General features: G+C 37.7%; 22 protein-coding genes. 7 read left to right on the top strand and 15 right to left on the bottom strand.

Features of this window, described 5'->3' with window-relative positions:
* The 11 genes from EJN84_RS09580 to EJN84_RS09530 form a co-directional block, all read right to left on the bottom strand.
* Positions 1-465 (bottom strand): helix-turn-helix domain-containing protein, encoded by a 465-nt coding sequence (locus EJN84_RS09580; protein WP_129595218.1) that lies wholly within the window; start codon positions 463-465, stop codon positions 1-3.
* Positions 466-568: 103 nt separating this feature from the next.
* On the bottom strand, positions 569-1,393 hold the full coding sequence (locus EJN84_RS09575) for a hypothetical protein (RefSeq protein ID WP_129595217.1): 825 nt from the start codon (positions 1,391-1,393) through the stop codon (positions 569-571).
* Positions 1,394-1,564: 171 nt separating this feature from the next.
* On the bottom strand, positions 1,565-2,212 hold the full coding sequence (locus EJN84_RS09570) for a carboxypeptidase-like regulatory domain-containing protein (RefSeq protein ID WP_129595216.1): 648 nt from the start codon (positions 2,210-2,212) through the stop codon (positions 1,565-1,567).
* Positions 2,213-2,223: 11 nt separating this feature from the next.
* Complete coding sequence (locus EJN84_RS09565) at positions 2,224-3,591, bottom strand: CsgG/HfaB family protein (protein WP_129595215.1); 1,368 nt, start codon at positions 3,589-3,591, stop codon at positions 2,224-2,226.
* A 20-nt stretch (positions 3,592-3,611) separates the two neighbouring features.
* Positions 3,612-4,052: a curli production assembly/transport component CsgF gene (locus tag EJN84_RS09560; protein ID WP_129595214.1), complete on the bottom strand. Its 441-nt coding sequence runs from the start codon at positions 4,050-4,052 to the stop codon at positions 3,612-3,614.
* Between the two features lie 19 nt (positions 4,053-4,071).
* Positions 4,072-4,563 carry a CsgE family curli-type amyloid fiber assembly protein gene (locus EJN84_RS09555; RefSeq protein WP_129595213.1) on the bottom strand — a complete coding sequence of 164 codons (492 nt, stop codon included), beginning with the start codon at positions 4,561-4,563 and terminating at the stop codon, positions 4,072-4,074.
* Between the two features lie 4 nt (positions 4,564-4,567).
* Positions 4,568-5,191: a hypothetical protein gene (locus EJN84_RS09550; protein WP_129595212.1), complete on the bottom strand. Its 624-nt coding sequence runs from the start codon at positions 5,189-5,191 to the stop codon at positions 4,568-4,570.
* Between the two features lie 4 nt (positions 5,192-5,195).
* Entirely contained in the window at positions 5,196-5,795 is a 600-nt protein-coding gene (locus EJN84_RS09545) for a hypothetical protein (protein WP_165004239.1), read from the bottom strand.
* A 129-nt stretch (positions 5,796-5,924) separates the two neighbouring features.
* Complete coding sequence (locus tag EJN84_RS09540) at positions 5,925-7,796, bottom strand: hypothetical protein (RefSeq protein ID WP_129595210.1); 1,872 nt, start codon at positions 7,794-7,796, stop codon at positions 5,925-5,927.
* 155 nt (positions 7,797-7,951) lie between these two features.
* Positions 7,952-8,215 (bottom strand): hypothetical protein, encoded by a 264-nt coding sequence (locus tag EJN84_RS09535; RefSeq protein WP_129595209.1) that lies wholly within the window; start codon positions 8,213-8,215, stop codon positions 7,952-7,954.
* 354 nt (positions 8,216-8,569) lie between these two features.
* Complete coding sequence (locus EJN84_RS09530; RefSeq protein ID WP_129595208.1) at positions 8,570-10,468, bottom strand: hybrid sensor histidine kinase/response regulator transcription factor; 1,899 nt, start codon at positions 10,466-10,468, stop codon at positions 8,570-8,572.
* Positions 10,469-10,754: 286 nt separating this feature from the next.
* Between EJN84_RS09530 and EJN84_RS09525 the strand changes: the two genes are divergently transcribed.
* Entirely contained in the window at positions 10,755-11,960 is a 1,206-nt protein-coding gene (locus EJN84_RS09525) for a helix-turn-helix transcriptional regulator (RefSeq protein ID WP_129595207.1), read from the top strand.
* A 59-nt stretch (positions 11,961-12,019) separates the two neighbouring features.
* Here EJN84_RS09525 and EJN84_RS09520 read toward each other — a convergent pair whose 3' ends face one another.
* From EJN84_RS09520 to EJN84_RS09505, 4 genes are read right to left on the bottom strand one after another with little or no spacing between them, the layout of a single operon-like run.
* Positions 12,020-12,487, bottom strand: coding sequence for a hypothetical protein (locus tag EJN84_RS09520; RefSeq protein WP_129595206.1), 468 nt, complete (start codon positions 12,485-12,487; stop codon positions 12,020-12,022).
* Positions 12,488-12,517: 30 nt separating this feature from the next.
* Positions 12,518-12,928 carry a hypothetical protein gene (locus EJN84_RS09515; RefSeq protein WP_129595205.1) on the bottom strand — a complete coding sequence of 137 codons (411 nt, stop codon included), beginning with the start codon at positions 12,926-12,928 and terminating at the stop codon, positions 12,518-12,520.
* Positions 12,929-12,981: 53 nt separating this feature from the next.
* A complete protein-coding gene (locus EJN84_RS09510) occupies positions 12,982-13,539 on the bottom strand; it encodes an RNA polymerase sigma factor (RefSeq protein ID WP_129595204.1) in 558 nt (185 codons plus the stop codon).
* Between the two features lie 40 nt (positions 13,540-13,579).
* Entirely contained in the window at positions 13,580-14,674 is a 1,095-nt protein-coding gene (locus EJN84_RS09505) for a tetratricopeptide repeat protein (RefSeq protein ID WP_129595203.1), read from the bottom strand.
* Positions 14,675-14,844: 170 nt separating this feature from the next.
* Between EJN84_RS09505 and prmA the strand changes: the two genes are divergently transcribed.
* The 6 genes from prmA (at position 14,845) to EJN84_RS09475 (ending at position 22,947) form a co-directional block, all read left to right on the top strand.
* Positions 14,845-15,681 (top strand): 50S ribosomal protein L11 methyltransferase, encoded by an 837-nt coding sequence (prmA, locus tag EJN84_RS09500; RefSeq protein ID WP_129595202.1) that lies wholly within the window; start codon positions 14,845-14,847, stop codon positions 15,679-15,681.
* A gap of 147 nt (positions 15,682-15,828) precedes the next feature.
* A complete protein-coding gene (locus EJN84_RS09495; RefSeq protein WP_129595201.1) occupies positions 15,829-17,502 on the top strand; it encodes a putative transporter in 1,674 nt (557 codons plus the stop codon).
* 169 nt (positions 17,503-17,671) lie between these two features.
* The gene (locus EJN84_RS09490) at positions 17,672-20,341 is read left to right on the top strand and encodes a 4-alpha-glucanotransferase (RefSeq protein ID WP_129595200.1); all 2,670 of its coding nucleotides are present in this window, start codon (positions 17,672-17,674) and stop codon (positions 20,339-20,341) included.
* A 115-nt stretch (positions 20,342-20,456) separates the two neighbouring features.
* On the top strand, positions 20,457-21,113 hold the full coding sequence (locus tag EJN84_RS09485) for a carbohydrate-binding family 9-like protein (protein WP_101486079.1): 657 nt from the start codon (positions 20,457-20,459) through the stop codon (positions 21,111-21,113).
* A 41-nt stretch (positions 21,114-21,154) separates the two neighbouring features.
* Positions 21,155-22,258 carry a phosphotransferase enzyme family protein gene (locus tag EJN84_RS09480; protein WP_129595199.1) on the top strand — a complete coding sequence of 368 codons (1,104 nt, stop codon included), beginning with the start codon at positions 21,155-21,157 and terminating at the stop codon, positions 22,256-22,258.
* Positions 22,259-22,353: 95 nt separating this feature from the next.
* Positions 22,354-22,947 carry a YceD family protein gene (locus EJN84_RS09475; protein ID WP_129595198.1) on the top strand — a complete coding sequence of 198 codons (594 nt, stop codon included), beginning with the start codon at positions 22,354-22,356 and terminating at the stop codon, positions 22,945-22,947.
* Positions 22,948-22,950: the final 3 nt, after the last annotated feature.

Raw genomic sequence — 22,950 nt, 5'->3', positions numbered from 1 at the left:
CTATATCTTTTCTTCAGTTGGCTGGTCAAACTGATCTTCTCTAATTTTATTCGGCGGCATTCCTGTCATTTTGATGCAAAAATTCCACAAATGAGAAACGTTGGCAAATCCCAACAGAGCGGCAATTTTGGTTAAGGTATAATCCGTGTTTTTCAAGTAATAGCGCACTTCATTTTCTTTCATTTCCATCATCCATTGTTTTGGGGACATATCGAAATTTTTTTTGAAATGGCGGGTAAAGGTCTTGGTTGAGAGATAACCACAGCGAATGGATAAATCTTCAACGGTTTTTGAATTACGATAATTTTTTAATACTAACTCCACGAAATTCAACTCTTCGGGTCTATATTCCATAATATACACAATCAAAAAATCTCCCGATTCCTGAGCCGAAACGATCTTTTGTTTGCCATAAGCAAAACATAAAATACATTCTTTAACATCAATATAAATGATTTCTTTCACTTATAGATATTTGAAAAGATAAAAGCATTATGAGCAAGAAATACTAAAAATTGATTCTAAAGAAGAGGAGATTTTACTCCTCTTCCAATGTTTTATCGTTTTCTCATCGATTATCCTGTACTACGGATATTGTATTTAAATTTCCTGTAACCATTGTTGAACACATATTACCAATGCCGAATTGACTGATGCCGATCATGTTTTCATTACCCAGAATCGTATTAAGATTTTGGTTCGCAGTTCCATCTTGAGAAATATTTACAGTATTACTACTTCCTGTAATAGAAACCCCATCAAGCGTATACCAACTCGTTCCTACTCTATTTAAATCGCCTGTCTGATTTATAGTTACCATATTCAAATCTCCCTCAAGTTTACCCGATACATAATTTGTATTGCCTGTTTTGGTAATACTTAATTTATTTCCATCCGAAAATGTTCCCCACCCGGCAGGTACATCAAAACGTGTACGGTTTCCATTCCCGGTCGTTATTTCGGAAATTTCATTTAAGTTTCCGTATTTTACACCAATCTCAAAGTAATTATTGTTCCCATTCTGCAAAATTTCATCTTTGTTTTGATCGCCCCAGGTTAATCCGGACTTAACAGTATTTGAATTGCCAATTTGAGATATGGTAGCAATATTTTCATTGGAAGGGTAAGTTGGATTGGTTTGAAATCCTACTTTAAGATCCACTGAATTACCGTTGCCTTGCTGAGAAACAGCAGAGGAGTTTTCATTGCCGTTTAATTTGACCGTTACCTCATTTTCATCTCCCACCGATGAAATCGTTGAGTTGTTTAAATTCCCTAATTGAATTACAGTAGCATTGTTGTTATTGCCTGTTTGTGTTGTTGTGGCGATGTTTTGTCCCATTATCACGCTGCAAGCAAATATTGCTACAAAAAGAAAACCTGTCTTTTTCATAAAATTTTGTTTTTTTAATTGTTTGACAAATTAGATGAATTAAATTTTAACAAATTAACTTATATTAAATTAAGTTAAATATCCTTGATTCTGCTACCCATCGCAGCATGGAGGAAATCAAGGGAATCCGTATATCGCCTTCTGCGCCATCATAGTGGATGCGATTATTTTTTATTCTGACTTTCGAGTTTTAAAAGACCATGTAGGACTGTTAGCCACAATGCTGCCTTCATATTTGGCTACTACATACCAATAATAGATGGTAGAATAATTTAAATTGTCAATTGAGACTTCTTTTAAAGTGAGATTTTCACCCGCAACTTTCTGAACAATTGAGCCTGATTCGAAATAATATACGGTATATACCAATTGTTTGTCTTTATTTTGTTGTTCTACACTCCATTTAAGAGAGAAAGCCGTCAGTTGATCAACAGCACCATTCCCGGGAACCGGGTCATAAATGGTAACACTTCCCACGTTTTTTTCGTCTTTCAATAGATATAAGGTTATCGGGGTATTTTCTCCTTCATAGACTGCAACATTAATGCTGCTACTCAAGAAATCTTTTTTGCGAGCTGTAATTGCAACCTCACCTTGTAATACTTTTTCAAGATTGAATTTGCCTTCTGCATCCGTAATTACTGCAGAGCTTGATGGACTCGTGGAAATTAAAACGCCTGACAAAGGTGAATAATCTGCTCCATTTAAAATGATTCCTGATAAAGAGCCATATTTTCCGATGTCTACTTTATCATCTTCACAACTTGTGAATATCATTACCATCAAGAAAAGAAAAACTTGTAATTTTATTGCTTTCATTTGTTTAATTTTTAAAAATAAATATGCATCCCAAAATTGAAACCGAAGAAGCTATCATTGTAGCTACCAAGTTTTGAATTATCAAAAGTGTCATATAAAAACTGATTATAAACGATCCCTCCTGTCAAGGAAAATTTTTTACTAAGAAGCCATTCAATCCCGCCTTCAGCCATGATGTATGGCATTAATTTTTTTTCCGACATTCCAACATTTTCTCCAAAGTTGTATAAAGTTCCAATTCCGGTTTTTATGAAAGGAGAGAATTTTTCATGAGTATTGGCTATATACCTGAACCCTATATTTCCGTTGAACTCTGTTCCTTGATAAACACCTTTAATATTCAATGTTTGGGGTCCGATTCCTGTTTCAAGATAAAGAGAGGGTTTTAGTGCAATTCCGAAATTTAATTCACCTCCGCTACGCAAATGGCTGCCAGAATAGTCTCCATTATACCATTGTCCTTTCCCCAACAAAGAAAAAACTCCTTTAGCGCGATATGGCTTATCATATTTTCTGCCTAACAAATCTTTCTCTCTGTTTTCTTCTTTTTCTTTTATATATTGCTTAACAACAAGCGAATTTTTATCTTCTGAATTTTTAGCTTCCCACAAATTATCTATAATACCTTCTATTATAAGACTATAAACAGCCTTTTCAATAGCTTCGGTAATTGCCATGTCGGTAGGTTCGTTGTAAGTAAAACCAGTTTCTGCTTCCAATAATCTTTTATATTTTACATATCGAAATACTCCCATTGAAACTTCTTGAGATAGTATTGAATTAGATGTATAAACGGTTTTCAATATCTTACCATTACTTGTTGAGACTGCTCTCAAATAGATACTTACACGATCTTCTCGATATTGAGCTGACAGATCAGTTCCGAAATATCTTACTCCTGATCCTCCGGTTAAAATATTACTTTCATAAGATACGATTCCGCCTTCGATAAGCACTCCTGCAAATAGCAATGGGGGCAATAGAATATTCGTATTGCCTTCGTATTGTTCCCGACTCGAACGAATTATTTTACGTTCATTCAGCAGGTTACTGATATTTTCTCTTTCAATGGGGACAAACCATCCAGATTCTTCCAAGGCTCGTATCAGTATATTGGTTGCTCCTTGAGTTACCGCTGTTGACCAGTTAGCCACAGTTTCCGAAGATTTATATTGTCCGGTTTGATCAGAAAATTTATAAACCGCTATAACAATTTTTTCTTTTGGTTCGGGCAATTTTAGCATTTCTTTTTTAAGAGGTGTTTCAGGTCCCAGTTCAGCCCTACGATCTTCCGTAGGTTGATAGAACCAAGGACTACATGAAACCAGAAAACCCGTTAACACTATCATTGTTATTTTTCTTATCAATTTTTGTTGCATGACTCCTCTTTTTTATTTAGTTAAAAATATGGTACAGAAACTGTTGTGGTAGCTCCGGACGCATTGTCCACAATAGTAATGTTTAATCCGTTAGAGGCATCCCCGATTTCAATTTGATAGTCTCCAACTACATAAGTACCCGACTGTAAGGCGTTTTCCCCAAATTGACGCTTGACTATTTCACGTGAAAGATTGCTAAGTATTTGTCTATTCAAGCTTTCCGCAAAATCTTTTACGGGATCAGCTCCATACATATAGCTGCTTGTTGTTTTTTGATCTGGAGATTTATAAGTATCCTGCGCCTGAGCCGCACTCAGCAACCACTGATAATTAAAAGTGTTTCCTCCGAATGCCGGATTCTTAGGTGTATATACAAAATCTTGGGCTTTCACTTGAAACACAACAAGTAGCATGAATAAACCCATCAAAATTTTCTTTGTTGTTTTTTTGTTTGTTTCCATAATAAATAATTTTAATAAATTAATAAATTCCACTTCCCGATTGATCTTCACCTTCAAGCTGCCGCATGATTTCCTCATAATTAGCCAGGTAAAAAGCGGTTTGTTCCACTGCTTGCAGGGCAATTTGCTCTATGTATGCGGTACGAGGTTGAAGCAATGCACGATACACTGTTGTTTCGTTAATTTTTATCTCAATGAGTGTGTTTATTAGTCGAAAAGGTTTTTCAATTATAAAAATTGAATAATTGCGTGCGTGAGATGGGGCAGACCATTGATTGTAAAATAGATTGTAAAACTCTTTACCGCTTTTTGTGCGTGTGGCATCTATCACCAACCCGTCAATTTCAAGCTCGGCATCATTGTTTTTTTTCTCTTTTTGAGACGTCATTTTTTCGACCATTTTTTGTAAACTTTCAGGAACATCTTTAATCGTTTTGACGGTATCTTGCTTTTGAGCAACTGCCAAAAAAGTTGACAACATCCAAACTACTATAAGACACCAACATTTCATACGACTATTTTTTTGTTGAGAAAACGGAAAATCCTTTTTCTGTATGAATCTGTACTTCCATGCCTCCTGCAAAACCGCTGAATTGATGTATCGTTACTGGTAGAGCATCATAAGTGATTAATGCAGAAACTCTAAGATCATTTCCTTTCTGCATTATCGTAATTGGAGCCGATTCTGTTTTTTCACATTGGTATAATGAATTCACCCATAAAATAATGTTATTATTCATTCCCTCTTGATAGAGATGAGCTTCACGTGAATTCGGAGTCGCATTTATCATTAAACTATTTGTTGTGTTTCCACTTCCTAATTGGACGACAATTTGTGTGATATTTTGGCCAAATGACTTTATCGTAGCCGTATTACCTCCATTTTCTTGCCGAAGCATTGTTTTTAATTCTGTTCCAATCTGTTTGATATATGTGCTCTGATTTTCTATCTGTTGAGTTTGATAGATGGTATTTATCGAAATTTGATCTTGCTGATTAATAGACGAAACATTATCGCTAAAGCCTCTTGTATCGGTAAAAGAATGGTTGAAATAGTTTATTTCGTTTACCTGGGCTTTCCCAACGAAAACAATTCCCGAAATAATCAAGTACGCAAAAAGAAATATCGATTTTTTCATTTTTTTATGGATAAATCTGAGTGACTGTTGCTTTATTTCCATAACCGATCTGTCTAATACCGGCAGAATTGGTAAAACCGTTCCCTAACATTATTCCATTAGGATTTCCATTTTGTTCAATTGAGACGTCGTTCCCATAACCATATTGACAAAGATCTACATGTTGTAATGAACCCCATTGATAAATCTCTCCATAATTTTCACTTCCTGCTTGTAAAATGCCCCATTTTGAGGAAATCAGACAATCCGAATAGAGTATATCATAACTGATCGTATTGTCATTGCCATTTTGACTAACTTTTACTTTATTATTCGATCCTCGAGTTTGGTTTATGGAAACCTTATTTCCTTCTCCATTCTCAACCTGCTTAACATAATTGCCATCAGACAGTTGCCAGTCCGAAGTTTTTATTACGATTTGATTTATGTCATTTAATTGTCGAATATCCGAAAGCAAAAAACAAATCATAAGTAATTCTTTTTGAGTTTCTTTTCTTGCGGACTGACCTGCCATTCGAAAACATGTAGTAATAAATAATATTATGAGAGAAATGGCTACTATTTTAATAGAAAGACTACTACACAATTTATCTTTTCTGTCCATTTTTTTCAATAAGTTTAGTTCTTTAAAGCAGGATGTTGAGAAAAAGAGCTTCCGGAAATTCCTCCCCGGAAGCTCGACCATCACATTTCTCGAGCGAGGAGTCACCCAACGATTTGATGGTAATTTTTGTTATCTTACCTGAGTAACTGCTGCCATATTGCCATTTCCAAGTTGATTGATTGTTGCTACATTCAAATCGCCGGTTTGAGACATTGACGCTTGATTCAAATCTCCAGTTTGCAAAATAGTACCCAAAATTCCATTACCCGATGCAAATTGTGAAGCAAGGTTTTCTTCACCTGTTTGAGTTGTGGTAATCAAACCTACGCCCAAACTGTAGTTGTCGCCCGATGCATCTTGACTTGCCTGGTTGTTATTGCCTTCTTGACGAATTCTCAAATCCAATGAACGACCGTTTGCTAATTGTGCGGCTTCATTTAAATTGTCAATTTGATTAATTACGCCGTTATTTTTATGGTTAAATCCTGAACCGGTAAAATCCTGAGATGCAACATTTTCGTTTCCGGACTGATTGATCAAAATATCGGCAGCCATGTAACCATTGTTAGTACCTCTCACAATTTGAAGTGCTTCATTCTTGTTACCTAGTTGATTAATATTACCGTAATTATACCCGCCTCCGTAAGCCTCTTGAGTTGCAACATTTTCATTACCTTGTTGATTTACGTAAAATAATTCTGTATAACCGCTGAAGATTGATTGGCTTACATAATTGGAGTTGCCTGTCTGATATGCTCTTACGGTTTGTCCTGAATTGTATCCTGGGGCATTCTCATATTGAACACTTTCGTTATTATTACCAACTTGTTGAACAAAAGTAACGTCAGCGGGCGTATTGTTTCCTCCTCCTGTTTGACGCTGCTCAACTGCGGCGGCATTTTCATCGCCTTGTTGAATAACAACAGCTGTCTGCGGCCCAAAATTGTCAGTATACTGAAGAACATTTGCTCCATTATTGTTTCCGCTTTGAAAAACGTTTGCATATTGATTGCCACCTTGCTGGTCAACACTTGCTGCGTTTCCCATACCTTCTTGTTCAATAATTCCTTGGTTTAGGTTTCCACTCTGATAAAGAGCCGCATCATTATTATCTCCCGATTGGAAAATGGTTCCCATATTGTTGTTTCCGTTAACATCAACAAAAGTCCCATTACCATCTCCTTCTTGCGCAACATAATGATTATTGTCTTCTCCTACTTGAGCGAAATTTACATTATTATTAGTACCGACCTGTCGAACTCCTCTTTCTCCATTCCAATAAGGAATAACTCCGGAATTGTTTCTGTTTCCTTGCTGAAGCATTTCCAGACTATTCCCGTTTCCGGTTTGAGAAGTAGTGGCGATATTATTATTACCCGTCTGCGTTATTCCTACAGAACTGCCCCCGCTCCCTTGGGATGAAACAGCATAATTGTCATTTCCTGTCTGAGTGTGCGTTGCCGAGTTGCCACTTTGAGCTTGAGAAAGAAGTGAATAATTACGCTCTCCAGTTTGCATTTGTCTACCCTCATTTCCACCATTCCAAGAATTAGCTTGGGCTACGTTATCTTTTCCACTTTGTATTTGCGAATTGTAGTTCCCATTGGTTGCCGATCCCCACGGATTACGCTGGAAAATGGTGGCCGTTTGATGTTCACCTGATTGTTCCTGATAAGCTTCGTTACTCCCTTTTTCTTGCTGATTGATGGAAGCAGAATGATTTGTTCCGTTTTGTACCTGAGTTGCCAAATTATCGTAAGTTTTGGTATCGGTTGAACCTCCACCTGCTTGAAGAATGGCTGCTGTGTTATTCTGCCCTGCTTGCGTTTGATTGGCTGCATTGCGATCGCCCACCTGATCAACGGTTGCGCCATTGATATCGCCGGATTGAGAAACAGTTGTGCCATTCCCATCTCCTGTTTGAGTTACTGTCGAGGTATTTTGTGCAAATGTTATACCTGCAGCAAAAACCATTGTTAAAACTAATACTACTTTTTTCATGATTGATGTTTTTAATTGTTTGATAATTAAATAATTTTTTTTACTAAATTAATCTAAATATAGATTAAGTACCAATAGTTTTGACCTACCGCAGCATAGGTAAAACCAAAGAATTCCGTGCGCCGCCTTCTGCGCCAACTTTGTGGTTGCGACATTCATTTTGAGTTAATCTTTACATTATTCCTTTTTCCTGTTTGTGTGATTTCGACATTTTGTTTTTGTCGTTTGTTGATTTCTGATTTAATTTCAATATTGTTGCTTTCACCTTTCTGTCGGATTTCACCTTTTATTACCTCTCCTTCTATGATGGTATTAAATTCTCCTTCAAAACAAAGTGAATCAATTTTCACGAGGTTGCCTTTCCCTGTGGCAGTAACTTTCACGGTATCGCTAATTTCACTCACTATATTATTAGCCATCCCATTTCTTTGAAAAGCAAAAAGAGAACCGAGAAAGAAACAAAAAATTGTAAAAGTTATTTTCTCCATACTTCTAATTATTTGTCTCAAAAATAGATGGGAAAGAAGGGGAATGTTTGTCCTAAAAAAGCAATGATTTTTGTATAATCAGCATTAACACAGGTTAAATTGTTGTCCAATGAGTAATTTCGTTGGTTAATAATTAGATATTCAGGTTTTTATCAAAACAAATGATACTTCATTTTTTGTTGTAAAAAAATTGCTCTTTTTTGTAAATTAGGGCAGTTTGCTTACGAAAAAATTGGACAATTATTAAATAAATAATCGAGCGTCCTTTAGGGGAAAAATACAAACTCAGTTGGTGCCATTGGGGAGTCGTTGATAGCAAGTGGGGGTCATTCCAAATTCTTTTTTGAAAGTATGAGAAAAATAGGCGAAATCGTTGAATCCGCATTCCACTGCAATTTCTCCAATCGGCTTCGACGATTTCGCAAGCATCATTTTAGACTTATTTAATCTAACTTTCAACACATAGCAGCTTGTTGAAAACCCTGTTTCTGCTTTTATTCTCCGATTGAGTTGAGATTGGCTCAAACATATTTCGGACGAAAGAAGTGCCAAAAGATTGCCCGATTTGCCACATTCTCGATAAATAATATTAGTAATTTGTTCAATGAATTGGTTGTCAGTTTTTTTCGAGATATTATCGGAAAGTTTAAAAGAATACCGATCTCCTTCTTTAAAGTTAGCTTTATAGTTAATTTGTTTACGATTGTTGATCAGCTTTTCGATTAAAATTACTAATTCCTCGTTCGAAAAAGGCTGGCTCATAAATGCATCGGCTCCACTCTTGAAAGCATTTTGCCGATTTTCTGATGAAGATTGAGTCGATATTAAAATTACAGGAATTATATATGTAGATTTGGATTCTTTGATTTTCTTAGTAATAGTGATTCCGTCAATGTTTGATGTATGCATTTCGCAGATGATACAACAGGGCTGTCTCATGTCAATGAGTTTAAAGGCCTCTGTCTCGTTATTTGCTAATACCAGGTCGAAATAATGGTTGAGTGTAGAAGTCAGGTATCTGAATTTTTGAAGATTTTCGGCTATTACCAGTACTTGCGGTTTTCGAATTTCCTCAAAAATGGGAATTTTACGATAATCGTCCATATCGATCACATTGATTTTAGATAATTGTGCGTGATGTTTGATAGGCAGTGACAATTCGATAGTCGTACCTTCATTCGAAAGGCTTTTCACTTGAAGTAACCCTCCCAATTTTTCAATCAGTTGTTTTGCCAGAAATAGTTTGATATTAGAGTTATCCATGATCACGGAATCATTTTTTTTAGCAAATTCTCGTAATTTTGTAATCACCCTGCCTTCGCCTAAACCCGCTTTGGCGTTATCCGAAATATAGATAGAAGATAAGTTTTCCGATTCATTTTTGCTTATTCTGATTTCGATGCGATTGTGCGATTCACATCTTTCTAGTGCATCTTGAATAATATTTTGTAAGATTATACGCATGTAATCCGGCGAAAAGTCCATCCAGATATCATATTCTGACGGTAAAAAACGAAGTTCAATATTTTTATTCCAAGAATTACGCTCGATGAGCGTATCAAAAAATTTAGCTATAAACGAAACAATGTCATCATGAACTATTTGTATATAATGATTTTCTTGCTTCAAAGATAGTGAAGAGAGTATTTCATCGCAGTGTAACTGTAAATTTTCTGTTTCTCTCGAAATAATGTCGAGATTGATTTGAGCTCGAACCTTATTGTCATTTTCTATGTTGTTTTTCAAAGAATCGACAAGTTCATGTATGATGGTGATTGATGTTTTTAATTCGTTCGAAAGGTTCATGCAGAAATCAAAAGAAGATTCCTCTGCATGATCCTTCTCATCTTTTTTCTTTTTATATCGGTATTTTTTTATAAATATAAATCTCGCCGATATTCCGGACATGATTGCTGCAAGCACAACCATCAGATATTGTTGACGATTTTTCGTTTTTAGGTTCGAAAATTTATCGAAAGTATCGGTAGTGTTGTTTGATGGCTTTTTATCTTCAACGTTATAGTTTTCAGTTCTTTCAGAAAAAAATGTGAAGCTTTGATTTGTCTTTTGAAAATCATTTTTTCCTGCTTTTCCTCTTCCATTATAATTTGACTCTGAGTATACGACAAACATTAAAATGAAAATAAAAGCAGCTTGTATCCATATTTGATTTATGCTATTCATATTAGACTCTTTTTGCTTTCAAGATTTTCCAAATCTTTTCACTGTAAGTAAATTTTTGATAATAAAATTAAATATTGTAACTACTCATAACTTCTCAATTCGTAAAAATAAATTCTCAATTCGTAAAAATCTTTTTTGCAGTGAAAGTGAATAAAAAAATAGGAAAAAAGCTGTAATTTATAATGTTTTAATAATAATAAGTGTTATAACTAAATTTATGAATTTATAGTTTTTGTTAAATAAAAATTTTCATATATTTCTGAATCTAACTAAGAAATCTCGTATTATGCTCTATAGTTTCTTCACGATAATGCCTGTTTTCGTTAACTTGTTCTGGTTCATAATTTTACTTCTTGAATCAAAGCAAAATAACTCGAAGCGGTTTCTCACCGTTTTCTTCGGCGTAATGATCGTCAATTACACGGCGCATTGGCTTTTTTTCAACAAAGAATACGAACTTTATACGTTAGTGGACAGCATTTGGGTATTTACTTCTTTGGCTAGTTACCCATTATATTATTGGTACATCAGGACATTGACCACGGATGTGGAAATTGACTGGCATCGCAGCCGGGTGCTGATTCCTGCTTTTCTGACAGCATCGTATTCGGCAATTATTTACCTGTTGATGTCGCCACAAGAAATCGAAACTTTTATTCACGGCATCATGTACGATGAACCGGGATATCTTCCTCCTTATACTCTGCTTGTCAGACTGCAGATGTTCCGATTGAAATTGTTTCAGGTAATTTTTGTTTTGCAGGCAATTTTATCGGTGTATTTCGGACTGAAACTGATACGTGAATTTCATGCTGAAATCAAACGCTACTATTCCGATATCGAAGGAAAGGATTTGACCCCGATAAAATGGATGATGATATTAATGTTATTTGCATCCTTTATCTCTTCGGCTTCAAGTATCATCGAAAAAGATTATTTTATTGTTCATCCCATCTTATTGGCCATTCCTTCCATCACTCACTCCATTTTTCTGTTTGGTGTAGGTTATGTGGGGTATAAACAGAAATTTTCTATTCAGCATTTCATACAAGAGGTCAAAACGAACGACCAAAAAATAGAGCAAAAAACAAGGAAAATTGCTCCCGAATTGTCGGTCAAAGAACGATCCAGATTAAACAAAGGGTTGCAAAAACTTTTGGAGGAGAAGCAAATATACAATAATCCCGACCTGCGTCTTTCCGACGTAGCTCTTATGCTGGGCACCAACCGATCGTACCTTTCCCGAGCGATTAACGATGAAATGAATACCACTTTTTGCGAACTGATAAATGATTACCGCGTAAAAAATGCTAAATTATTGATAGAAAATTCGAATGAAGAAATTTCTTTGGAAGACATTGCGAGTGTGTCGGGTTTCAACGGCACAAGTTCTTTCTACCGTACTTTTAAGGAAAAAACAGGCCTCACACCGGGAAAATACCGACAACATTGCTTAAATCAAAAAACAAGAACTATTTCGATTGATAATTAGCTTCGGGTTTATTACAAAAAAAACCGATTGAGTATTTCATCAATCGGTTGGTACAGTTCTCATTTGTTTTTTCCTTTCGATTTTTCCTGTTGTCGAAAGCGGGCAACTTCCTGTTGTATAAATGTTTTTTCGGCTTGTTGCGCTTTAAAAAGTTTTTCGGGCGAGAGTACCTTGTCAAATTTAGCTGAATATTCTTTTTCAAGCTCTGCCTCTTTCATTTTAAGTTCCACATCGTTTTCGATGATTTGACGATATTCTTCGTCACTCATTTTCTGGTTGTTTTTACGTGCTTTTTCCAATTTTTGGCGGTATTGTCGGTTTAACTCGAATTTTTTCCGGTTTAGTTCGCTGTTTAACGGAAAATATCGTTGAGCTTCTTCGTCAGTAAGTGCTGCTTTTTCTTTCACGTAAGCTTGCTTTCTTTTTTCGAAATCCTCAACGTTCATTTTTCGATCTTGAGCTCGAAGAGAAAATGAAAAAATACTCAACGTGATAGCCGAAAGTAAAAATATAATTGTCTTTTTCATATCGTTGAAAATCGTTTTTTTAATGTTTCGTTACATATTTGTAGCGGTGGACATCTCCTCGTAGATGTAATCGTAATAGTTATCTTCCACAAGTTGATCTTCGAGGTATTGATAAAATTCGTCTTCACTGACGCTCGCATTCGACCAGTATTGGTTGGCTTCCGGCGCAATGAGAGGTTCCTGAATTGCGGCTGACGGAGTTTGTTGTGTTCCCGTTCTTGTGGTGAGAAACTGGATAGTGAAATAGAGCCCTAAAAACATGGCAGCCATATAAACCCACGGTTTCGCCTTGTCCCAAAGCGAAACTGTTCGTGGAACAAAAAAGTCCTTTTCGGGCAAGCGATTCATTATTTCTTGATTGAAGTGTTCGAAATAATTTTCGGGTACTCTAAAAGGGTTCTCTTTCCTAATTTCTTCTAATTTTTTGCTGTTTGTTTTCATTCCTACTCCTTTTTCTCGATCCTTATGGATAGACTGCATTTGCAGTGAATGGTTTAATCTGTTTGGTCGAAAAAATTTTCTATTTTTTTAACTGCATGATGATAGGATGCTTTGAGTGCTCCAACCGATGTTCCCAGAATTTCGGACATTTCTTCGTATTTCATTTCGTCGAAATATTTCATCTGAAATACGAGCCGTTGTTTTTCGGGAAGAGTGAGAACGGCTTTTTGCAAAAGTTTTTGTGTTTCGTCGCCATCGAAATATTGGTCTCCTTCGAGTTGATTTATCAAAAACGAATCGTCTTCGTCAATCGAAATATTGTTTTGCGCCCGCATTTTGTTGATGAAGGTGATGCTTTCGTTAATGGCTATTCGGTAAAGCCAGGTTGACAACTTGGCTTCGCCTCTGAAATTGTCGATACTCGACCAAGCTTTTATGAAAACTTCCTGAAGAATGTCGTTAGCATCGTCGTGCGAGAGAACCATTTTGCGTATTTGCCAATATAGTTGCTCGCTGTATTCGGACACGAGCTTGGCAAACCCTTCACGTATTGTGTCGGGTTCGCGTAGCAGGCTGAGTAATTCTTCGTCGGAATATAGTTTTTTCCCCATCTTTAATTGCAATTACCTACAAAGATAATTCATTTTTGTTTTATGGCTCTTTTTTTTGCCGAACATCACCTTCTTCGAACCATTGTTTGAATTTTTCGGCTTCCGTTTGATTGTTGTTCCACCATTCGAGCGATTCGGGTATATGAGAGACACTGATGTAGCGACAAAAGGTAAGGTAATAATCCGATTTAAGTATTTCGGCAAAAAAAGGCACATAGAAATTCCAAAAGACATTTTGCTCGGTATTTCTTCTGCTTTCCTGATCCAATATGTTGAGAATGGACTTGTTTACTTCGGCAAATGTCATAAAAATGTCGGGTTCCGGCGATATTTTGTCTAAGGAATCGATAGTTGAAGTGATGGCATGGTAAACCAAATTTCTATTTAACCCCTGTTCTATGGAGAGCGGCGGGATGTTGCCGGAGGATATGTTTTGCGATTTATTTCGGTAGAGTTGTTGCTGAATGAAGGATCGTTCGACGGGTGTGTCGGTTGTGGAAGTTATGAGCATAGTTTGAAGCAATTCTTGAAACGCGTTTTTTGATCGCGGACTATCCGGCTCGAGTAACAAAAACATTTGCGTGGCAAGGATGCTTTGTACCCACAATCCACTGTCTTTAAGGGCATAAGCATATAATAGAAACGGACTGCCAGCACTTTTGTTGTAATCGATAGATTTTTTGACATGCGTGAGGGTATTTTCGAGATCATTTTTTTTGTAGTAGTTGATAGCCAAATTGAAGTGCAGCAAATAATCGTCCCCATTCTTTGCTAAACCCTCTTTGAGCCAATCTATCGCTTTATCCACATCTCCCATCTCGGCCAGAGCCTCACTTTTAACACAATAAGCTCCTACCGAAAGCGATTTGTCATTGGAATTTATAACGATACTGCTATATTTGGAAGCATCCTTATACTTTTTCAGTTTGAGGTACGACAAAGCCATTTCGTAAGTGGCAATAGTTGATTTCGGATTGATTTTTAAAGCTTCACTATACTTTTTGATAGCATCTTGATACTGTCCCTTGTCATGAAGTTCAATGCCCTCTTCGATGAGTGTTTGCTCGCTTTTTTGTGCGAATGCCGAATTCAACAGAAGGGAAAATAAAAGGAATACAATCGTCGTCTTCTTCATTTTTTTGTTTTTACGCCGATAAAAATAGAAATAAAAAAAATATTTCGGCTTATATGAACCTAAAACAAAACATTTTTGTAACAAATCTAAACAGATGAATGTCTATCTAAATAACTTTTCACAAAATTATCCCGGAATTTTGTATTTTTGCCACCAAAATCATCTACATTATGAAATACGTGCAAGTTTTTATTCGTTGTATTCCGGATAATGACATGGTAAAAGACGTTCTGGCTTATAGATTGTCAGAAATTGGATACGATAGTTTTATCCCTGCAGAAAACGGCCTGGAAGCCTATATTCCGATATCTCTCTTCAGTGATGACAAGTTGAAAAATGTTATTTCGAATTTCGATTTAGATGGAGAATTCGAATATTCGGTAGTCGAAATGGAAGATAGGGATTGGAACGAAGAATGGGAGAAAAACTACTTTGAGCCAATCGTTATCGATAACCGTTGTCTGATACAAAGCTCATTTCACCAACCCAAAGGAATATACGAATATCGTATTCTCATCGATCCGAAAATGGCGTTTGGTACCGGTCACCACCAAACCACCGGCCTCATCCTGCGTCAGATCCTGGATATGAACCTTGAGAACAAATCGGTGCTTGACATGGGTTGTGGTACTGCCGTTTTGGCAATTCTTGCCGCTTGTCGCAATGCCAACCCGGTTGTGGCAATCGATATCGACGAGTGGGCTTTTAACAATGCTTTGGAAAATGTCAAGCTCAACAATGTGCCCAATATTCGAGTTGAACTCGGAGGAGCAGAGCTATTGGGCAAAGAAACATTCGACGTCATTTTTGCCAACATCAATCGAAATGTTCTTTTGCAGGATATTCCGATCTATTCGAGTGTGTTGAATGATGGGGGCGTAATTGTTATGAGCGGATTTTATACTGACGATATTCCTGCTATTCGCAGTCGTTGCGAAGAGTATGGTCTGCATTTTTCTCATTTTGCCGAAGACACTCATTGGGCATCGGTTGTCTGCATAAAATAAAGAAATTTTTCCGTAATTATTTCACTTTTTTTGCTTAATAGCAAGATAACTCTTACTTTTGTCGGCTGAAATACGTCGCGTGCGGTAGTACTTGTTTTAGGTTTACAGCCGTACTCATTATCGAAAAAAAATCTTATTTTAGAAATTATGCAATGGTTGATCGATTTATTTGCAGGAACAGGTATTGCGCATTCTGTACTTGTTTTTGCTTTGGTAATTTCCATTGGGATCATGCTCGGGAAAGTGAAAATTTTCGGCATTTCGCTCGGAACGACTTGGATTTTATTCACAGGAATCTTTTTTGGCCATTTCGGATTGCAAATAGAAGAGCCCGTGCTTCATTTTATGAAAGAGTTTGGATTGATTCTTTTTGTCTATTCCATCGGTATGCAAGTAGGACCGAGCTTTTTTTCATCTTTCAAACAAGGCGGTATCACTCTTAATTTGCTTGCCGCATCTATCGTGCTGATAGGAGCTGTTACTGCTTTTGTACTTCATCTGGTGACAGGAACTCCCATTTCGACGATGGTCGGTATCATGTCGGGCGCTGTAACCAATACTCCGGGGCTCGGTGCTGCGCAACAAACCTATTTTGATATCACGGGAACCAACGACCCATCTATCGCAATGGGATATGCGGTTGCCTATCCGCTGGGAGTTGTAGGTATAATACTCACAATCATACTGATAAGAGTTATTTTTAAAGTAAATTTTGAACATGAAAATAAATCTTTTCAAAGTTCTGATAATTCGAAACTCAACGAAGCTCAAATGTTTTCGTTGCAGGTATTAAACCCCGCAATTTTTGGGAAAAGCATCGAAGATATTAATAAGTTGATTGAAAAAAAATTTGTCGTTTCCCGTGTATTGCATGCCCAAACCGGCAAGCTCGTTGTCCCTCAACCCGAAACCGTCTTGTGTGAAAATGACAAATTATTGGTAGTTTCTAATTTGAAAAATATCGATACCATTGAGGCTCTGATAGGAAAAAGAATAGATATGGATCGTTCCGACTGGGACAAACTTGATTCGCAGTTGGTTTCACGTCGTATCAGCATAACAAAATCGGAAATCAACGGGAGGACAATTGGCAGCTTGAGATTGAGATCGTTGTATGGCGTGAATATCACGCGTGTGAATAGGGCCGGAATCGATTTGATTGCGGACGCAAGATTGCCCTTACAATTAGGTGACCGAGTAACGGTGGTTGGTTCGGAAGAGGCTATTGCGAATGTTGAAAAAGTTTTGGGCAATTCGCTCAAACGTCTTCGTGAACCCAATCTGATCAGCATTTTTATCGGAATAGCTTTGGGCGTTTTGTTGGGGAGCGTCCCTTTTATGTTTCCCGGAATTCCTCAACCTGTCAAGCTCGGGCTTGCAGGAGGTCCGTTGATTGTTGCAATTTTGATTAGTAAATTCGGCCCGAAATACAAATTGGTTACTTACACCACCATGAGTGCAAATCTGATGCTGCGCGAAATTGGAATTGCTTTGTTTCTTGCATGCGTCGGTTTGGGAGCCGGAGAAGGGTTTGTCGATACGGTAGTTAATGGTGGTTATCGTTGGATTGGATATGGTATGATTATTACTGTGGTTCCACTTCTGATTGTTGGTATAATCGCAAGAAAAGTTTTCAAAATCAACTATTTCACGCTGATGGGATTAATCGCCGGAAGCATGACCGATCCACCCGCATTGTCTTTCGCCAATCAAACGGCAGGAAATGATATTCCCGCTGTAGGCTATGCTACGGTATATCCATTGACAATGTTTTTAAGGGTAATTACTGCTCAACTAATGCTTTTATTATTCTTGTCCTAACGATTACAAATTTTGCAATCGTTTGCATAAATTTAAAAGTTAACTGCTGTCTTATAACGAAGTTATCGGACAGAAAATTATGTAGTTTTGCCCAATTTAATCTCGTAGATAATCCGGAAAATGTTTAGTGCCGCGATTAGACAGTATCATTTATCTAATATTTAATCGAATGACGTGGTTAACTTTTCAGATTGAGTATGGCACGACTTGGGGACAGCAAGTGTGTATTTGCGGTTCAACTCCAGAGCTTGGAAATTTCGATGAACGAAAGGCTTTGGAATTGATCCCTGTCGAAGGTAACATTTGGACTTCAACATTGTGCGTTTCCGACATTTCATCCATCGAATATTATTATTTCATCAGAGAAGGAAAGACCTCTGTGAGACACGAGTGGGGACTACCTCGATGTGTACATTTGGCTCCGAACCTGAGTTTTGATATTGTAGATCATTGGAGAGACGTGCCTTATCATCAATATCTTTATTCGTCGGTTTTTACCGAAAGTGTTTTTTTTCGTACCAAACAAACGTTTATTCCTCAAATTTCTACCGAAAGTGTTTTATTAAATGTAGTTTGTCCGTATGTCGAAAAAAATCAGCTGTTGGTGATTTCGGGCGAAGGCGAAACGTTGGGTAATTGGGATTTGAAAAAATCTGTTCCTTTCACTTTTGTGGGCGACGGACAATGGCAATTGCTGTTGAATGCGGCAGGGCTTAAGAATTCTCAAGAATATAAATTTGTGATTGTTCGCCAATCGGACAATGAGGTTGTAAAATGGGAAGACGGAGAGAATCGAAAATTCCCTTCAGATTTGTCTTTTAAAGAAGTATATGTCGAAAACTCCATTGCGTTCAGGTATTCGTTTTACAATTACAAAGGAACGGGAGTTGCCATTCCGGTGTTCTCCCTTCGTTCGAACGATAGTTTCGGAATAGGAGATTTTCTCGACCTGAAAAAAATGATTGACTGGGCTGCAATGACGGGAATGCACATTATTCAGATTTTGCCGATTAATGACACCACCGCAACCAAAACATGGAGAGATTCTTATCCATATAGTGCCATATCTGTTCATGCACTGCATCCCCTCTACCTCGGAATGAAGGAACATCCGCTTCGCGACAAATCTGAAAATGAGAGTTACCTACGAGAGGCAAAAGTTTTAAATGGATTAGATAGAGTGGATTACGAAGCAGTTTTAAACTTAAAGTTTAGATACTACCGGGAGTTATTCGCTCAAGAATTCCAAAAAATATCCGTCTCGAACGAATACGGAAAATTTTACGAAAACAACAAAGAATGGCTTTTCGCATACAGTTGTTATTGTTATCTGAGAGATAAATATCATACTGTCCGTTTTGCCGAATGGGGGAGTTTTGCGGAATATGACCCAAACAATTTACAACTGCTCCTCGATTCGGATTTGGAGGCGAAAAATGAATTCGATTTCAATAATTTCATTCAATTTTTGCTTCATCGGCAACTTACGCAAGTCAAAGAATATGCACATTTGAAAGGCGTTGCGTTGAAAGGCGATATCCCGATCGGAATCAATCGCAACAGTGTGGATGCGTGGACCAATGCTCGTCTGTTCAATATGGATACACAAACGGGTGCTCCTCCCGACGATTTTGCCGTCGAGGGACAGAATTGGGGATTCCCCACCTACAATTGGCGAGAGATGGAAGAAGAACATTTCGATTGGTGGAAAAAACGTTTTATCAAGATGTCTGACTATTTCGATGCATATCGAATCGATCACATATTAGGCTTCTTCCGAATTTGGGAAATTCCTATCGATGCAGTCAACGGATTGCTTGGCCATTTCAGCCCGGCACTACCTTATTATCCCGAAGAAATTAGGCGTGCAGGAATTCCTTTCGACGAAGACAGGATGACTAAACCCTTCATTCGTGAAGAGTTTCTCTCCGATTTTTTCGGAGAATTCGCCGAAGAAGTGAAAATGAATTATCTGCAAGCAGTAGGTGAGGGTAGTTTTAGGCTCCGTGAGGAGTGTAATTCTCAGTTGAAAATAAAAAATCTTTTTCCCAATGTCGATACCACCAAAAACAAACGCATTCGCGACGGGTTGATGGCCTTGTGTGCCGAAGTGTTGTTTGTGAGAGACAGAATAGAATTCAACAAATTTCATCCGCGCATCACGGCGCAATACACTTATTCGTTCCGTTATTTGGACGATAATACAAAAAATGCCTTCAACCGCTTGTATGACGATTTTTTTTATCGCCGCCACAATTATTTTTGGCGTGAACAGGCGATGAAAAAATTGCCCGAACTCATTTCCTCCACTTCCATGCTGGCATGTGGGGAAGATTTGGGAATGGTTCCGGATTGTGTGCCTTCGGTGATGAATGAATTGAAGATTTTGAGTTTGGAAATTCAGCGAATGCCAAAAAATCCGCATGTTCGGTTTTCAGATTTGGCTCAATTGCCTTATTTGTCGGTATGCACAACATCTACTCATGATATGTCGCCAATTCGAGCCTGGTGGAAAGAAAACAGGGAGGTTACACAGACCTATTTCAACTCTGTGCTTCATCTTCAAGGTCCGGCTCCCGAAGAATGTACTCCCGATTTGTGCAAAATGATTTTGCAGAAACACCTCGATTCTACTGCAATGTGGGTAATTCTTCCCTGGCAGGATTGGATGTCGATTGACGAAGCATTACGCAATCCGAATGATCAAGCCGAGCGAATCAATGTTCCTGCAAACCCCGATCATTATTGGTGTTACAAAATGCACCTCTCGCTCGAAAAACTACTTCAAGCGGATTCGTTAAACTCCGAAATCCGGAAAATGAGTACTCGCAACAGATAAAATCGTTGACGAATTTTTTTATAAACGGATTCCTTGATTATAAAGGTTTCCGTTTTTGTTTTTATTCATTAACTTTGTGCCATATACAAATCATTAAGCCAACATTCTGTACTCGATGAAAACTCTGAAAGTGCCCAATCAACACATTGCCGATCAAAATAATGTTTTCGACCGAATAAAATATCTTAACGAAGTAGGCGTCGAAGCACACATTGACAACGTCAATTGGAGAGAAGATTTCCCCAAGTTTCTCCAAGCAACGGTACATGCAGCCCATGATGGAGAGCGATTGTTTTTGCTTTATAATGTTTTTGGAGAAAAGCTGCGAACAGTTTGTACACATGATTTTGATCCTGTATGGCAGGATAGTTGTGTAGAATTTTTCGTACAGCGAGATAACGAATCAACTTTATATTGCAATTTCGAATGCAATGCCAATGGCGTTTTGTTGGCATCGCTCCATCAAAGTCGTGAAGAATCGATCAAATTTTCGACCGACGAAATGGCATCGGTTTTTCGTCATGCAAGCGTTATTCATCGCTACGAAAAAAATGGGAATCAGGTAAGCGACTGGTCACTGTATCTCGAAATTCCGAAAAATCTATTGCGTTTTGCGCCTAAAGAATCTCTTTCACAAAAAATATTAAGAGCCAACTTTTATAAATGTGGCGACTTAACTAATGAGCCGCATTTTTTGACATGGAGCCCTATTTCTACTCCAAAGCCAAACTTCCATGTCCCCCAATTTTTCGGACAACTCGAAATGGAATGAGAAAACCACATTAAATAACAACTAAAAAATATTGTAATTTTATGCCAAACGTTCAAAAACTGAAGAACATTGTTTCATATTTCGTACCTCTTTCGGAAAATATCGAAATAAAACCTCTCGGTGCCGGCCACATCAACGATTCATTTAAGGTGACAAACGGCAATAACGAGTATGTGCTGCAACGCATCAATCATTCCATTTTTAAAGATGTTCCCGCATTGCAGAGCAATATTTTGCGTGTGACCATGCACATTCGCCAAAAATTGATCGAACGTGGCGAAACGGATATCGATCGCAAAGTGTTGACTCTTGTTCCGACACTTGAAGGGAAATTATATTTTGAAGATGCAGATGGCAATTTTTGGAGAATGACGATTTTTATTCGCGATAGCAAAAGCTACGACGAAATCAATCCCGGCTTAGCCTATAGAGCCGGAATCGCTTTTGGCGATTTTCAATTGATGTTATCCGATCTTCCGGGAGATCCGTTGCATGAAACTATTCCTGATTTTCATAATATGGAATTTCGCCTCGAAGAGTTTCGACAAGCAGTCAATCGCGACAGAGTGGGACGCGTGATGGAAGTGGACGATCTGATTAAAGAAATTGAAAGTCGGGCTTATGAAATGTGCTTGCCCGAACGTCTTCATCGCGAAGGAAAACTTCCGAAACGAATAAATCATTGCGACACAAAGGTCAATAATATTTTGTTCGACAACGACGGTCAGGTATTATGCGTGGTTGATCTGGATACGGTAATGCCCGGATATGTTCTCTCCGATTTTGGCGATTTTATTCGCACAGGAGCTAATACCGGTGCCGAAGACGATAAAAATCTCGACAAAGTGGGCGTGAATCTCGAAATTTTCGAAAATTACGCCAAAGGCTATCTGAAAAATGCCATTTCGTTCCTTACAGATATCGAAATCGATAACCTTGCTTTCGGCGCTAAACTGCTCACCTACATGCAAATCGTTCGTTTCCTTACCGATTATCTCAACGGCGATACCTATTATAAAATTGAATATGGCAATCACAATTTAATTCGAACCAAAGCACAATTTCGTTTGCTCGAAAGTCTCGAAGAAAATTTCGACAGGATGCAGCAGATCGTCCTCCGGGCTGCCGAAGAATACAAGGTTTAAACGTTTTGGGGCAAGGTAAAATAAAATAGTGCAGATATAAACGGTGTGAAGAAAAAAATTATTATCTTTGCACCGCTTTATTTTGAGAAAAAAAGGTGACTAAATTCAGCTTATATAATATTCCCCTTAAAAATCTTTCTGCAGGGACTCATAATTATGAGTATCAGTTGGATAGAAAATATTTCGAAGCCATTGACGGCGACGAGGTAAAAAAAGGAAACGTGAAAGTAGAACTCTCTGTCAAGAGAGTGTCTTCCACGTTCGATTTCAAATTTCATGTTCATGGGATTGTTCAAATTCCTTGTGATCGTTGTCTCGATGAAATGGATCAGGAAATTGAGTCGGACAATCATTTTATCGTAAAATTTGGCAAAGAATATTCCGAAGAAAGCGATGAAATTATTATCATACCGGAAGAGGAAGGAGAAATAAATATTGCTTGGTTTCTTTACGAATTTATCGCTCTTGATATTCCGATGAAACACATTCACGAACCGGGCAAATGCAACCGAATTATGTCGAAAAAGTTGCAGAAGCATCGTGCCGTGGATAGTAACGATCCCGACGATGTGGAAGATACGGAAGATTTTGATGATGGTAAGAGTACCGATATTGAGGATACTGCAGAAACCGGCGATCCTCGCTGGGACGTACTGAAAGACATTAACTTTGACGAAAATTACAATTAAACA

This window comes from Seramator thermalis, assembly GCF_004138125.1.
GTDB lineage: Bacteria > Bacteroidota > Bacteroidia > Bacteroidales > Dysgonomonadaceae > Seramator > Seramator thermalis.
The sequence above is the reverse complement of the archived record's forward strand: the minus strand, read 5'-3'. Positions and strand labels throughout refer to the sequence as shown.

Excerpts from the sequence above, each read along its gene's own strand:
- EJN84_RS09575 (WP_129595217.1), bottom strand. The coding sequence starts at position 1,393 with ATGAAAAAGACAGGTTTTCTTTTTGTAGCAATATTTGCTTGCAGCGTG.
- EJN84_RS09570 (WP_129595216.1), bottom strand. The coding sequence starts at position 2,212 with ATGAAAGCAATAAAATTACAAGTTTTTCTTTTCTTGATGGTAATGATA.
- EJN84_RS09565 (WP_129595215.1), bottom strand. The coding sequence starts at position 3,591 with ATGCAACAAAAATTGATAAGAAAAATAACAATGATAGTGTTAACGGGT.
- EJN84_RS09560 (WP_129595214.1), bottom strand. The coding sequence starts at position 4,052 with ATGGAAACAAACAAAAAAACAACAAAGAAAATTTTGATGGGTTTATTC.
- EJN84_RS09555 (WP_129595213.1), bottom strand. The coding sequence starts at position 4,563 with ATGAAATGTTGGTGTCTTATAGTAGTTTGGATGTTGTCAACTTTTTTG.
- EJN84_RS09550 (WP_129595212.1), bottom strand. The coding sequence starts at position 5,191 with ATGAAAAAATCGATATTTCTTTTTGCGTACTTGATTATTTCGGGAATT.
- EJN84_RS09545 (WP_165004239.1), bottom strand. The coding sequence starts at position 5,795 with ATGGACAGAAAAGATAAATTGTGTAGTAGTCTTTCTATTAAAATAGTA.
- EJN84_RS09540 (WP_129595210.1), bottom strand. The coding sequence starts at position 7,796 with ATGAAAAAAGTAGTATTAGTTTTAACAATGGTTTTTGCTGCAGGTATA.
- EJN84_RS09535 (WP_129595209.1), bottom strand. The coding sequence starts at position 8,215 with ATGGCTAATAATATAGTGAGTGAAATTAGCGATACCGTGAAAGTTACT.
- EJN84_RS09530 (WP_129595208.1), bottom strand. The coding sequence starts at position 10,468 with ATGAATAGCATAAATCAAATATGGATACAAGCTGCTTTTATTTTCATT.
- EJN84_RS09525 (WP_129595207.1), top strand. The coding sequence starts at position 10,755 with ATGCTCTATAGTTTCTTCACGATAATGCCTGTTTTCGTTAACTTGTTC.
- EJN84_RS09520 (WP_129595206.1), bottom strand. The coding sequence starts at position 12,487 with ATGAAAAAGACAATTATATTTTTACTTTCGGCTATCACGTTGAGTATT.
- EJN84_RS09515 (WP_129595205.1), bottom strand. The coding sequence starts at position 12,928 with ATGAAAACAAACAGCAAAAAATTAGAAGAAATTAGGAAAGAGAACCCT.
- EJN84_RS09510 (WP_129595204.1), bottom strand. The coding sequence starts at position 13,539 with ATGGGGAAAAAACTATATTCCGACGAAGAATTACTCAGCCTGCTACGC.
- EJN84_RS09505 (WP_129595203.1), bottom strand. The coding sequence starts at position 14,674 with ATGAAGAAGACGACGATTGTATTCCTTTTATTTTCCCTTCTGTTGAAT.
- prmA (WP_129595202.1), top strand. The coding sequence starts at position 14,845 with ATGAAATACGTGCAAGTTTTTATTCGTTGTATTCCGGATAATGACATG.
- EJN84_RS09495 (WP_129595201.1), top strand. The coding sequence starts at position 15,829 with ATGCAATGGTTGATCGATTTATTTGCAGGAACAGGTATTGCGCATTCT.
- EJN84_RS09490 (WP_129595200.1), top strand. The coding sequence starts at position 17,672 with ATGACGTGGTTAACTTTTCAGATTGAGTATGGCACGACTTGGGGACAG.
- EJN84_RS09485 (WP_101486079.1), top strand. The coding sequence starts at position 20,457 with ATGAAAACTCTGAAAGTGCCCAATCAACACATTGCCGATCAAAATAAT.
- EJN84_RS09480 (WP_129595199.1), top strand. The coding sequence starts at position 21,155 with ATGCCAAACGTTCAAAAACTGAAGAACATTGTTTCATATTTCGTACCT.